This is a genomic window from Acidimicrobiales bacterium, from assembly GCA_035512495.1.
Taxonomy (GTDB): Bacteria; Actinomycetota; Acidimicrobiia; order Acidimicrobiales; family CADCSY01; genus DATKDW01.
Genome location: DATKDW010000030.1, coordinates 1 through 12,979, shown reverse-complemented (window position 1 = coordinate 12,979; position 12,979 = coordinate 1). Strand labels below are relative to the sequence as shown.

At 72.3% G+C, this 12,979-nt stretch carries 12 protein-coding genes; all 12 read left to right on the top strand.

Annotation, left to right across the window (positions count from 1 at the left end; translation table 11 throughout):
* Window positions 1–9 precede the first annotated feature (9 nt).
* Window positions 10–591, top strand: coding sequence for a TetR/AcrR family transcriptional regulator (locus VMN58_03625; GenBank protein ID HUF32283.1), 582 nt, complete (start codon window positions 10–12; stop codon window positions 589–591).
* 119 nt (window positions 592–710) lie between these two features.
* Complete coding sequence (locus VMN58_03620; protein ID HUF32282.1) at window positions 711–1,301, top strand: TetR family transcriptional regulator; 591 nt, start codon at window positions 711–713, stop codon at window positions 1,299–1,301.
* 58 nt (window positions 1,302–1,359) lie between these two features.
* Window positions 1,360–2,490 carry a ferritin-like domain-containing protein gene (locus VMN58_03615; GenBank protein ID HUF32281.1) on the top strand — a complete coding sequence of 377 codons (1,131 nt, stop codon included), beginning with the start codon at window positions 1,360–1,362 and terminating at the stop codon, window positions 2,488–2,490.
* 119 nt (window positions 2,491–2,609) lie between these two features.
* Window positions 2,610–3,245, top strand: a complete 636-nt coding sequence (locus tag VMN58_03610; GenBank protein ID HUF32280.1) for a hypothetical protein — start codon at window positions 2,610–2,612, stop codon at window positions 3,243–3,245.
* On the top strand, window positions 3,245–4,165 hold the full coding sequence (gene dapA / locus VMN58_03605) for a 4-hydroxy-tetrahydrodipicolinate synthase (protein ID HUF32279.1): 921 nt from the start codon (window positions 3,245–3,247) through the stop codon (window positions 4,163–4,165). The genes VMN58_03610 and dapA overlap by 1 nt, the downstream gene beginning before the upstream one ends.
* Before the next feature lie 4 nt (window positions 4,166–4,169).
* A complete protein-coding gene (locus VMN58_03600) occupies window positions 4,170–5,828 on the top strand; it encodes a ribonuclease J (protein ID HUF32278.1) in 1,659 nt (552 codons plus the stop codon).
* A gap of 187 nt (window positions 5,829–6,015) precedes the next feature.
* Window positions 6,016–8,337 (top strand): DNA translocase FtsK 4TM domain-containing protein, encoded by a 2,322-nt coding sequence (locus tag VMN58_03595; GenBank protein ID HUF32277.1) that lies wholly within the window; start codon window positions 6,016–6,018, stop codon window positions 8,335–8,337.
* A 45-nt stretch (window positions 8,338–8,382) separates the two neighbouring features.
* The gene (locus tag VMN58_03590) at window positions 8,383–9,333 is read left to right on the top strand and encodes a calcium/sodium antiporter (protein HUF32276.1); all 951 of its coding nucleotides are present in this window, start codon (window positions 8,383–8,385) and stop codon (window positions 9,331–9,333) included.
* 63 nt (window positions 9,334–9,396) lie between these two features.
* Window positions 9,397–10,230: a hypothetical protein gene (locus VMN58_03585; GenBank protein HUF32275.1), complete on the top strand. Its 834-nt coding sequence runs from the start codon at window positions 9,397–9,399 to the stop codon at window positions 10,228–10,230.
* 86 nt (window positions 10,231–10,316) lie between these two features.
* Window positions 10,317–11,252, top strand: a complete 936-nt coding sequence (locus VMN58_03580) for an SMP-30/gluconolactonase/LRE family protein (GenBank protein HUF32274.1) — start codon at window positions 10,317–10,319, stop codon at window positions 11,250–11,252.
* Between the two features lie 61 nt (window positions 11,253–11,313).
* On the top strand, window positions 11,314–12,582 hold the full coding sequence (locus tag VMN58_03575; GenBank protein HUF32273.1) for a MiaB/RimO family radical SAM methylthiotransferase: 1,269 nt from the start codon (window positions 11,314–11,316) through the stop codon (window positions 12,580–12,582).
* A gap of 2 nt (window positions 12,583–12,584) precedes the next feature.
* The coding region (locus tag VMN58_03570) for a CDP-alcohol phosphatidyltransferase family protein (protein HUF32272.1) at window positions 12,585–12,979 on the top strand (395 nt) is incomplete at its 3' end.

The window sequence follows — 12,979 nt, the reverse complement described above, 5'->3', positions numbered from 1 at the left end:
CGTCGCCACGTGACCGAGGACGACCCCCGCCACCGGGTCCTCGAGGCCACCTACGCCTGCGTGGCGCGACGCGGGCTGGCCAAGACGACGGTCGAGGATGCCGCCCGCGAGGCAGGGGTCTCGCGCGCCACGGTCTACCGGCTCTTCCCGGGCGGGCGCGACGAGGTGGTGCGGGAGATGATCGGCCACGAGACGGCCAAGTTCTTCCTCGGCCTGGCCGACGCCGTGGCCGACGCCGTCGACTTCACCGAGGTCGTCGAAGTCGCCCTGTTCCACGCCCACCGCGCCGTGGGGGAGCACCACGTGCTGCAGATGCTGCTGGCGGCCGAGCCCGAGCGGCTGCTCCCGGCGCTGATCGACGAGACGAACCGGCTGTTGCCCCAGATCGCCGCCTTCGTCGAGCCCTACCTCGCCCTCGAGGAGCTGCGGCCGGGCGTCGGGGTGGGAGAGGCCGCCGACTACGTGGCCCGGATGGTGGTGTCCCACATCAACGCCCAGGGGCGGTGGGACCTGACCGACCGCGAGCAGGTGGCGGAGCTGGTGCGCACCGAGGTCCTCGCCGGTGTCCTCGTGAGGTCCGGTACCGCCTGACCGAGACGGGTTGTCCGGAGGACGTGGTCGCGGCCCCCCTTGACGATGAGACGGATGCGTACGTATTGTCTCAGGCAATGTCTCTCACCGCTCCCGCAGATGGCACCGTCGCCCACCCTGTGGCTGCGATCGCCTCGGCGCCGGCGCTGACACCCCCCGAGGCTCGGGTCATCGAGGCGGCCCTCGCCTGTGTGGCCCGCTGGGGGGTCACCAAGACCTCCCTCGACGACATCGCGCGGCAGGCCGGTGTGAGCCGGGCCACGGTCTACCGGCTCTCCCCGGGCGGCAAGGCATCGCTCTTGCGGGCGGTCGTCGCCCACGAGCTGGGCGTGCTCACCCGCGAGGTGACCGAGGCGCTGGCTGCCGCCGACACCCTCGAGGACCGCCTCGTCGCCGGGATCCACGTGGCCAGCCGCGCCATCGCCGGCCACGCCGCCCTGCAGCTCGTCCTCGCTCACGAGCCCGAGCTGGTGCTGCCCCACGTCGCCTTCGACCGCTTCGACGACGTGCTGGCCGCGGCGGCCGCCCTCGTCGGACCGCACCTGGTGCCCTTCGTCGGCACCGAGACCGCACTCCGGACCGGGGAGTGGGTCGCCCGCCTCGTGCTGTCCTACAGCCTCGCTCCCAGTCCCGCCTACGACCTGACGGTCGAAGACGACGCCCGCCGGTTCACCCGAACGTTCCTGCTCCCCGGCCTCACCCGCCCCTGAGCCCTCCGCCCACCTGTTCCGCACCATCCCGCCCGCACACCCCCGCAAGGAGACATCCATGGCCACCAACGAAGAGATCATCGGTCGAGCAGAGGTCAACGACCTCGAGGCGATCCTCGCCATCTCGAACACCGACGTCGACGCCACCGTCGCCCACGTCAAGAGCGAGTTCGACACCATCTTCACCTGGGACTACGAGAAGGGCGCCCGCCCCAAGCTGAACCGGCTGTACGAGAAGGCCAAGGACAGCATGTGGAACGCCGAGACCGACCTCGACTGGTCGATCGAGGTCGACCAGGAGGCCGTGGTCATCGCCAACCAGGGCGGCACGACCGGCCTCGGCGCCGGCATGGACCTCAGCGGCACCCCCTTCGCCAAGTGGGGCGACAAAGAGTGGATCGAGCTCGGCATCGAGAGCCAGAACTGGACCCTCAGCCAGTTCATGCACGGTGAGCAGGGCGCCATGATCTGCACCGCCCGCATCGTCGAGAACGTGCCGTGGATCGACGCCAAGTACTACGCCTCCACCCAGGTGATGGACGAGGCCCGCCACGTGGAGGTCTTCGCCAAGTACCTCGACACCAAGCTGTCGGGGCACTACCCGGTCAACGCCCACCTCAAGATGCTCCTGGACGACATCATCCAGGACAACCGCTGGGACATGACCTACCTGGGCATGCAGATCATGGTCGAGGGCCTTGCCCTGGCCGCCTTCGGCTTCATGCACCAGCTGACCACCGAGCCGCTGCTCAAGAAGCTCCTCCGCTACGTCATGAGCGACGAGGCCCGCCACGTCGCCTTCGGCGTGCTCAGCCTGCAGGACTACTACACCGAGCTCGGCCACGCCGAGATCCGCGAGCGCCAGGAGTTCGCCTTCGAGGCCGCCGTCCGGATGCGCGACCGCTTCCTGCAGCAGGAGGTCTGGGACCGCATGGGCGTCAACGTCAAGGAGGCCGTGGCCCTCACCCAGCAGGCCCCAGAGCGCGAGATGTTCCAGCAGATGCTGTTCTCGAAGATCGTGCCCAACTGCAAGAAGCTCGGCCTGCTCGACGCCGGCGACGCCTGGCTGCGCCGCCGCTTCGAGGAGCTCGGCGTCATCCAGTTCGAGGACTGGGCCGACACCGGCGAGGAGTACGAGATGTTCGCCCTCGCCGAGGGCGAGGTTGGGGACTCGGCCACCGCCGGCTGAGAACCCTCCACGTGGCTCGCGCCGCGTGCCGACGAGTCGCCAGGGGCCGCCCGCGAGGGCGGCCCCTGGCGCGCCCCGGGCCTGTGAGGGCGCTCACGAGCGCTTGGTAGCCTGCGGCGATGCCCTACGAGTCCGATGGTCGCTTCCTCGCGCTGCATGTCCTGCGCCTCAAGGGCTTCGCCGAGGCGGCGGCGGTCACCACCATCGCCGGCGTCGACGAGGCCGAGGTCGAGCGCCACCTCCGGTCGCTGGCCGGCGAGGGCCTGGTGCTGCGCCGAGAGGGGCGCATCTCTGGGTGGTCCCTCACCCCCGACGGCCGGGCTGCCCACGCCGCGGCGGTGGCTGCCGAGCTCGACACCTGCGGCGGTCGCGAGGCCGTCGAGTCCGCCTACCGGCGCTTCCTCGACATCAACCAGGACATGCTCGCCACCTGCACCCACTGGCAGCTCCGCGACGTCGACGGCACCCAGGTCCCGAACGACCACACCGACCCCGTCTACGACAAGGAGGTCATCGACCGGCTGGTGGGCATCCACGATCGGGTCCGCCCCGTCACCGCCGACCTCCGGTCGTGCATGGTCCGCTTCGAGGCCTACGGCCGCCGCCTCCGGGAGGCGCTCGAGAGGGTCGTCGCCGGTGAGCACGAGTGGTTCACCAAGCCGGTCATCGACAGCTACCACACCGTCTGGTTCGAGATGCACGAGGACCTGCTGGCAACGCTCGGGTTCGAGCGGACGAGCGAGGGGTCGCACTGATGGCCCGGTTCGGGTCGGTCCTGACCGCCATGGCGACGCCGTTCGCCGACGACCTCTCCCTCGACGTCGACGGCGCCGTCACCCTGGCGCGGTGGCTCGCCGACAACGGGAGCGACGGCCTCGTCATCGCCGGCACCACCGGGGAGAGCCCCACGCTCACCGTCCCGGAGCACCTCGAGCTGGCCCGGGCCGTGTGCGAGGCGGTGACCGTGCCGGTCCTGGTCGGCACCGGCTCGAACGACACCGCCCACGCCGCGGAGATGACGGCCACGGTCACCGGCTTCGGCGCCGCGGGCATCCTGCTCGTCGCGCCCTACTACAACCGCCCGTCCCAGGCCGGCCTCGAGGCCCACTTCACCGCCCTTGCGGCGGCCACCGAGCTGCCGGTGATGCTCTACGACATCCCCGTCCGCACCGGTCGCAAGGTGGCCACCGAGACGCTGGTCCGCCTGGCGCGCGACGTCCCCAACATCGTTGCCGTCAAGGACGCCGCCGGCAGCCCGGCTGAGTCGGCCCGGCTGGTGGCCGCGGCCGGCGACGGCTTCGAGCTCTACAGCGGCGACGACAACCAGACCCTGCCGCTCCTGGCGGTGGGGGCGGTCGGTGTCGTCAGCGTCGCCGCCCACTGGGCCGGCCCGGTGTTCGCCGACATGGTCAGCGCCTTCGAGTGCGGCGACCACGCCGCCGCCCGCGCCGCCAACGCGGCCCTGTTCGACAGCTGCGCCTTCGAGTCCTCCGACGACGCTCCCAACCCGGTGCCCACGAAGTGCATGCTTCGGGTCCTCGGCCTTCCCGGCGGCCCCCCCCGCCCGCCCATGGGTCCCGAGCCTGACGGACTCGAGGACCGTGCCCGCCGGGTCCTCGCCGGGCTCCGGGAGTCGGGTGCATTGCCCGCCGGCGCCCCGGAGGTGGCAACCTGAGGGCATGACGAAGCCCTCCTCGGTCAAGATCACGTTCCTCGGTGGCCTGGGGGAGATCGGCCGCAACTGCGCCTGCTTCGAGATGGACGGCCGCATCGTGCTGCTGGACTGTGGCCTGATGTTCCCCGAGGCCGACATGCCCGGCATCGACCTGGTGCTGCCCGACTTCACGTGGCTGCGGGAGAACGCCGACCGCATCGACGGCTGCATCCTCACCCACGGCCACGAAGACCACGCCGGGGCGCTGTCGTTCCTGCTGCGCGACCTCTCGTTCCCGATCTACGGCTCGGCCCTCACCCTGGGCATGGCGCGCAACCGCATCGACGAGGCGGGCCTCCTCAACCGCACCGAGCTCATCACCGTCGAGGACGGCGAGCGTCGCCAGATCGGTCCCTTCGACGTGGAGTTCATCCCCGTCACCCACTCCATCCCCGACGGCTTCGCCACCGCCTGGCACACCCCCCAGGGCGTGATCCTGCACTCGGGCGACTGGAAGCTCGACCTCCAGCCGCTCGACGGCCGCTTCACCGACCTGGGCCGCATCGGCGCCATCGAGGTCGAGTCGGGCATCCGTCTGCTCCTCGGCGACTCCACCAACGCCGAGGAGCCCGGCCACACCGCCTCCGAGAGCTCCATCGGGCCGTCGCTCGACCGGCTCTTCGACGCCAACAAGGGCCGGCGCATCATCACCGCCTGCTTCGCCAGCCACATCCATCGGGTCCAGCAGATCGCCGACGTGGCCATCGCTCACGGCCGCAAGGTCGCCACCCTCGGCCTGTCGATGAAGAAGAACGTGAAGCTGGCCCGCGACATGGGGGCGCTGCGCATCCCCGAGGCCTCGCTGTTCGACATCGCCGACGTGGGCGACGTCGACCCCGGCGAGGTGTGCGTGATCTCCACCGGCTCCCAGGGCGAGCCCATGTCGGCGCTGTCGCGCATGGCGGCCAACGAGAACAAGTGGCTCACCCTCACCGACCAGGACACCATCATCCTGAGCTCGCACCCCATCCCTGGCAACGAGACCAGCGTCGGCAAGGTGATCGACGGCCTCTACCGCCTCGGCGCCGAGGTCATCCACTCGGGCCTGGCCACCGTGCACGTCACCGGCCACGCCAAGCAGGGCGAGCTGCGCACGCTGTTGTCGATCGCCCGGCCCGAGCACTTCATCCCGGTCCACGGCGAGTACCGGCACATGTACCACCACGCCCGCCTCGGCATCGAGTCGGGTGTGCCGGCCGAGAACGTGGTGCTCTGCCAGGACGGCGACGTGGTCGAGCTCACCGACGGCGGCCTGGCCAAGGTGGGCGAGGTGCCGGCCGGCTACCTCTACGTCGACGGCGTGGTGGGTGACATCACCCACGGCGTGCTCCGCGACCGGCAGGTGCTGGCTGAGGAGGGCGTGGTGGTCGTCATCGTGACCGTCGACATCAAGACCGGCGACGTCATCGCCGGACCCGAGATCGTGACCAGGGGCTGGGTCCACGCCCCCGAGGCCGAGGACATCCTCGAGGAGGCCCGCCGCCGGGTCACCACTGCCATCGAGCAGTCCGACGACACCGAGGTCGAGACCCTCAAGCGCCACGCCCGCCGCGCCCTCGGCCAGTTCGTCAACGAGCGCACCAAGCGCAAGCCCATGATCGTCCCGGTGATCATGGAGGCGTAGCGGGGCCCGTCACCGAGCGGGACCCCTCCCACCCCCTCCGCAGGCTCCGGGGGCGGGTCCCTCCCCTCGGTGCCACCCGCTCTGCGGCGGTTCTGTGGTCTCGGCCTTCGGCCGAGGCCTCCTTTGCGGGGCCCGTCCGCCCCATGACGGTGGGGGACGTGTTGCTGGTGTTAGCGTTGTTGCCACTGTGGCAACGACGACACGGCGACGTCCCTCGGCGCCCAAGAAGGGTGGCCGCGCCAGGAAGGGCGCTCCCTCGGCCTGGGCCCGGGCCTCGGCGGCACTGGCGCGCCGCGATGTGTGGGGCGGCGTCCTCGTGGTCGCCGGCCTCCTGGCGGCCCTCGGCGTCTATGCCGACCTGACCGGCCCGTTCGGCCGCGGCGTGGGCGACCTTGCCGGCTCTCTCGTCGGGCTTGCCCGGGTGGCGGTGCCCCCTGCCCTGCTCTGGGTGGGTGTGCTGCTCGTCCGGGGCCGCCCCGGCGAGGGCACCGGCCGCATCGCCGCCGGCCTCGGCCTGGTGCTCGTGGCGGCGGTGGGTCTGGCCCACCTCACCGTCGGCCCCACCGCCGGCGCGGCGGTGGTCGAGCTGCGCGGCGCCGGCGGCCTCCTCGGCCGGCTGGTCGTCGGACCCCTGCGGGCGGTGGCGGCCACGCCCGGGGCCGCTGTCGTGCTCGTCGCCCTCCTCCTCGCCGGCGTGCTCGTCCTCACCCGCACACCGCTCCAGGCCGCCGCCTCCCATGCCGCGGGCGTGGCTCGGCCGGTGGCTGGTGGGGTGGGCCGTGGCGTCCGCTGGCTCTCCACCGTCGGCGAGGGCCGCCAGGAGACCGGTGACGACGACGCCACGACGGTCCCTTCCTCGGCTGCCGACGAGCCCGAGGACCACGCCGGGGCCGAGGACGACACCGCCGCCTCCGGTCTCGCCGTCCAGCTGCCGCCCCCGCCCGTCGGCGACGTCGACCCCGAGCAGCTCGCCATCGACCTCGGCCCCGGCGCGGTCCCCGGCAGCTGGAAGCTGCCGCCCCTGTCGCTCCTGGTGCGGAGCGAGGCCCACGAGGTCGACCAGAAGCTCGTCGAGGCCGAGGGTCGCATCCTCGAGCAGGCGCTCGCTGCCCATGGCGTCGAGACCCGCCTTGCCGGCTTCGCCGTGGGGCCCACGGTGACGCGCTACGAGCTCGAGCTCGGGTCGGGCGTCAAGGTCAACCGGGTCACGAGCCTGCACAAGGACATCGCCTACGCCATGGCGTCGCCCGACGTGCGCATCCTGGCCCCCATCCCGGGCCGGTCGGCCATCGGCGTCGAGGTGCCCAACAAGCAGCGCCAGCTCGTCGCCCTCGGCGACATCCTCGCCAGCCCGGAGGCCCGCCGGGCCACTCACCCCTGCGAGGTCGGCGTCGGTCGCGACATCAGCGGCCGGGCCTCTCTCGCCAACCTGGCCGAGATGCCGCACATCCTCATCGCTGGCGCCACCGGGGCCGGCAAGTCCAGCTGCATCAACAGCTTCATCACCTCCCTGCTGGTGCGCACCACGCCCGACCAGGTCCGCCTCATCCTCGTCGACCCCAAGCGGGTCGAGCTCGGGCAGTACAACGGCCTGCCGCACCTGCTGACCCCCGTGGTGGTCAACCCCAAGAAGGCGGCCAACGCCCTGGCGTGGGCGGTCAAGGAGATGGAGCGCCGCTACGACCTCCTGTCCGAGGTCGGCGTCCGCGACATCACCGGCTACAACGCCGCCTACGACCGGGGCGACCTGCGCACCGAGCCGCGTGCCGAGGGCGTCGACGACCCTGGGGAGACGATCTACGACCGGCTTCCCTTCATCGTCATCGTCGTCGACGAGCTCAACGACCTGATGATGGTGGCGGCCCGCGACGTCGAGGAGTCGATCTGCCGGATCGCCCAGATGGCCCGCGCCGTCGGCATCCACCTGGTGATCGCTACCCAGCGCCCGTCGGTCAACGTCATCACTGGGGTCATCAAGGCCAACGTCCCGGCGCGCCTCGCATTCGCCGTGTCGAGCCTCGCCGACAGTCGGGTGATCCTCGATCAGGGAGGCGCCGAGCGCCTCGTCGGGCGGGGCGACATGCTCCTCCTCGGGCCGGCGTCGTCGAACCCCCGGCGCATCCAGGGCGCCTGGGTCGGCGAGGACGAGGTGCGCGCGGTCGTGGCGCACTGGAAGCGCCAGTCGCCCGACGTCGTCTACGCCGAGGGCGTCGCCGGGGTGAGCGACGACGTCGACATCACCGACACCCCGAGGGGGGGAGGAGGCGGCGTCGAGGGCGACGACGACGACCTGCTGTGGCAGGCCATGGACCTCATCGTGCGTTCGCAGCTGGGCTCCACCTCGATGCTCCAGCGCAAGCTCCGGGTGGGCTTCGCCCGGGCCGGGCGCCTCATGGACCTGCTCGAGCAGAAGGGCGTCGTGGGCCCCTCCACCGGCTCGAAGGCCCGCGACGTCCTGATGACGGTCGAGGAGCTCGAGTCGCTCCAGGGCGGCGGCACGCCCGACTAGCCGCGACGTCGTCGGCCCCGGGGCGACGGTGGCATGCTGCCCGCCGTGGCACTGCTGATCATCGCCGCCGTCGTCGGCCTCGTCCTGCTCACCCTCGCCGCCGACCAGTTCGTGATCGGTGCGGCCCGCCTGTCGGTCGCCCTGCGGGTCTCGCCCGTGGTGATCGGGGCGGTGGTCATCGGCTTCGGCACCAGCGCCCCCGAGATGCTGGTGTCGGGCATCGCCGCCGGCAGCGGCAGCCTCGACATCGCGATCGGCAACATCATCGGCTCCAACGTGGCCAACCTCTCGCTCGTGCTGGGGGTGGCCGCCCTCGTCGCCCCCCTGGCCGTGCGGTCCGGCACCCTCAAGCGCGAGGCGCCGATCAGCGTGGCCAGCGTCGTTCTCATCGCCCTCATCGTGCAGGGCGGCATCGGTCGGACCCAGGGGGTGATCCTCCTCGGGGCGATGGTCGTGGCCCTGACGGCGATCATCGTCGCCGCCCGCATGTCGGGCGAGACCGACGATCTCGCCGACGAGGTCGAGGAGATGATGGGGGAGGAGCCCCCCGGCGCCCGTCTCGGCGGCGAGGCGGTCCGCACCCTGCTGGGGCTGATCGGGACGATCGGTGGGGCGCAGCTGCTGGTGTGGAGCGCCCGCGGGCTGGCCGCGGAGATCGGGCTCTCGGAGGCGTTCATCGGCCTGACGGTCGTGGCCATCGGCACCTCGCTTCCGGAGCTCGTCACGTCGATCCAGGCGGCCCGCAAGGGCGAGCACGACCTGATCGCCGGCAACCTGCTCGGCTCCAACCTGTTCAACAGCCTGGCCGTCGGCGGCATCGCGGGGGTGGTCGGACCCGGGCCGATCGACGCCGAGATCGCCGGGACCGGCTCGGTCCTCATGGTTGGTCTGGCCCTCGTGGCCTGGCTGTTCATGGGCACCGGCCGCACGGTGGAGCGGTGGGAGGGCGGCCTCCTGCTCGTGGTGTACGTGGTGGCGCTGCCCTTCCTGGCGTAAGCGAGATCCCGCCAGCCCACCAGGCGCTAGACAGGTCGAGCCACGAGCGCCTGGGAGGCAGCGATGGACGACGTGATGGCCCGCAAGATGTGGCGGACCCTCGAGCCCTACCACGGGATGATCTACTTCGCGCCCGAGGCGACCGAGGCGTACGCCTCGGTCGGCCTGGCGGCAGACCGGATGGGGTACTTCGCCTCGCGCGCGGCCCCCATGGGCGCGGTCACCGGCGAGGTGGTGGTGGCCACCTTCTTCAACTTCAACCCCGACGTGGTCGCACGGGCGATCCCCGCCGCCTGGGAGCGAGCGTCGCCCGGCCAGATCCTCGGCGCCCGCATCGACGCCGCCGACCGAGCCCTGCGCCGGATGCTCGGTGACGACGTGGTCGAGGGCACCGAGGTGGCGGAGGCGGCCGAGCTGGCCCGAACCGCGGCGCTGGCGTGTCGGCCCGAGGGGCGCCCGCTCTTTGCCGGGCACTCGTCGCTGCCGTGGCCCTTGCCGCCGCACCTGGTGCTGTGGCACGCCATCTCCCTGCTGCGCGAGTTCCGCGGCGACGGCCACATCGCGGCCATGACCGTCGAGGGGGTCGGGGGCTGCGAGGCACTGGTGATCCACGGCGCCAGCGGCGACGTGCCCGCCGCCGTCCTCCAGGCCAGCCGGGCGTGGCCCGACGACGACTGGCAGGCTGCCACCGAACGCCTGCAGGCCAGAGGCTGGCTCGACGCCGACGGCGCACTGACCGAGGCCGGCCGGGCTCACCGCCAGTGGGTCGAGGACCGCACCGACGCCCTTGCCCTGGCGCCGTGGGAGGCGCTCGGCTCCGACGCCTGCGACCGGCTCCGGGACCTCGTCCGGCCGTGGAGCAAGGCGATCGTCGCCGCGGGGGCGTTCGGCGGCTGACCCCGCCGCGGGCCATCTGGTAAGAACGGCCGCAGGCCGCGAGCTCGCCGCGAGCTCGCGGCGAGATGACGTGAAGGGGACATCCCATGGCTGACGTGCGCGAGGTGGCGAGCGGGCTGCGCTTCCCGGAGGGGCCGGTGGCGATGCCCGACGGCAGCGTGTTGCTGGTGGAGATCGCCGGGGGGACCCTGAGCAGGGTCTCGCCCGACGGCACGGTGTCGGTGGTGGCCGAGCCCGGGGGTGGGCCCAACGGGACGGCAATCGGCCCCGACGGCGCCGCCTACCTGTGCAACAACGGCGGGTGCTTCACCTGGCACGACGTGATGGGCCTCACCGTCCCCGGTCCCTTCGACGCGTCGTCGTACTCCGGTGGGCGGATCGAGCGGGTCGACCTCGACAGCGGGAAGGTGGAGGTGCTCTACACCGAGTGCGCGGGGCGGCCCCTCCGGGCACCCAACGACCTCGTGTTCGACACCAGCGGCGGCTTCTGGTTCACCGACCACGGCATCCGCGACGAGCGGACCAGCGACCGCACCGGCATCTTCTACGCGGCGGCCGACGGCTCATCGATCCGCGAGGTGATCTTCCCCCTCGATGCGCCCAACGGCGTCGGGCTGTCCCCCGATGGCGACCGACTCTATGCCGCCGAGACCTACATGGGCCGGGTGTGGGCGTGGACCCTCGCCGGGCCCGGCGAGGTGGCCGAGGTCGACTCCATGCCCGGTTCGCCCCCGGGCGCCACCCTCCTCGCCGGCCTGCCCGGAATGCAGCTGCTCGACTCGCTCGGCGTCGACGCCGACGGCAACGTCTGCGTCGCCACCCTGGTCAACGGCGGCATCACCGTGATCTCGCCCGACGGGGCCTCGGTCGAGCACGTCGCCATGCCCGACCTGCTCGTCACCAACATCTGCTGGGGCGGCGACGGCGGCCGCACGGCGTTCATCACCGCCTCGGGCACCGGCAAGCTGCTCGCCACCGAGTGGCCCTGCGCCGGCGCGCCCCTCGCCCACGAGCAGACCTAGCCCGCGGAGCACCGACCCCCGCTTCGGCCGTGGCGGGAGGTGGCCGGTACCCTCGGGGGCGATGGTGCGCCGCTACTGGGTCGAGACGCTCGGCTGCCCGAAGAACCAGGTCGACTCCGACAAGCTCGTCGGCACGCTGACCGCCGACGGCCTCGTGGCGGCCGAGGGGCCGGCCGAGGCCGACCTGGTGGTCGTCAACACCTGCGCCTTCGTCGAGGAGGCCCGCCAGGAGTCCGTCGACGTCATCCTCGCCCTCACCAAGGGCCGCAAGGACGGCGCCGAGGTGGTGGTCACCGGGTGCATGGCCGAGCGCTACGGATCCGAGCTGGCCGAGGCCCTGCCCGAGGTCGACGCCGTGGTCGGCTTCGGCGTTCCCGTCACCCTCGGCCGGCGGCCCGGGGCGCCCTCCCTGCCTTCGTTCGACCTGCTCAACCTGCCCCGCCCCGCGTCCAGCGTGCCGTGGGCCTACGTCAAGGTTGCCGAGGGCTGCGACCGGGCGTGCGGCTTCTGCGCCATCCCCAGCTTCCGCGGCCCCCAGCGCAGCCGCAGCGTGGCGTCGATCCTCGACGAGGTGGAGGCGCTCGACGTCCGCGAGATCGTGCTGGTGGCCCAGGACCTGGCCGCCTTCGGCCGCGACCAGGGCCAGGGTCAGCGCTCGATCGTGCCTCTCGTGGGGGCGGTGGCCGAGCGGGTCGACCGCGTGCGGCTGCTGTACCTGTACCCGTCCGACCTCACCGACGGGCTCATCGACGCCATCTGCGCCACGGGCGTGGCCTACTTCGACCTCTCGCTCCAGCACGTCTCTCGGCCCCTGCTGCGCCGCATGCGCCGCTGGGGCGACGGCGGCCGCTTCCTGTCGGCCATCACCGAGATCCGCCGTCGCGAGCCCGAGGCCGCCTTCCGGTCGAACTTCATCGTCGGCTACCCCGGCGAGACCGAGGACGACCACGACGCCCTGCTCGCCTTCGTCGATGAGGCCCAGCTCGACTGGTGCGGGTTCTTCCCCTACTCGATGGAGGAGGGCACCTACGCCGCCGGCCTCGACGGCGTCGTCCCGCGGGCGCTGGTGGAGGAGCGCCTGGGCGAGCTCACCGAGCGCCAGGATGGCATCACCGCGGCCCGTCGGGACGCCCTCGTCGGCCGTCACCTCGAGGTGCTCGTCGACCGGACGGGCGAGGGCCGCACCCACCGTGAGGCCCCGGAGATCGACGGCGTCGTCCACGTGCCGGGCTCCCTCGAGCCCGGCACCATCACCACCGTGCGGGCCATCGGCGCGCTGGGACCCGACCTCGAGGCCGAGCTGCTCGTGCCGGCACCCACCCCGGCGTAGGGATGGCCACCTCGTTCGGGCCGTCGGCCATCATCACCCCGGCCAACGCCGTCACCATGGGACGGGTGCTGGTCACCCCGATCCTGCTGGTGTCGATCCTCGGCAACGGCGCGTCGTGGCCGGCGCTGGCCCTCTGGGTCATCCTCGCCTCCACGGACGGCGTCGACGGCTACGTCGCCCGCCGCCAGGGCACCACCCGCTCGGGCGCCTTCCTCGACCCGCTGGCCGACAAGTTCCTCGTGCTCGGCGCCATGGCGGCACTGGTGGTCAAGGGCAGCTTCTGGGTGGTCCCGGTGGCGATCATCGCCGTGCGCGAGGTGGCCATGAGCGCGTACCGCGGCTGGGTCAGCCGCCGGGGGGTCTCCCTGCCGGCCCGCCGGTCGGCCAAGGTCAAGAC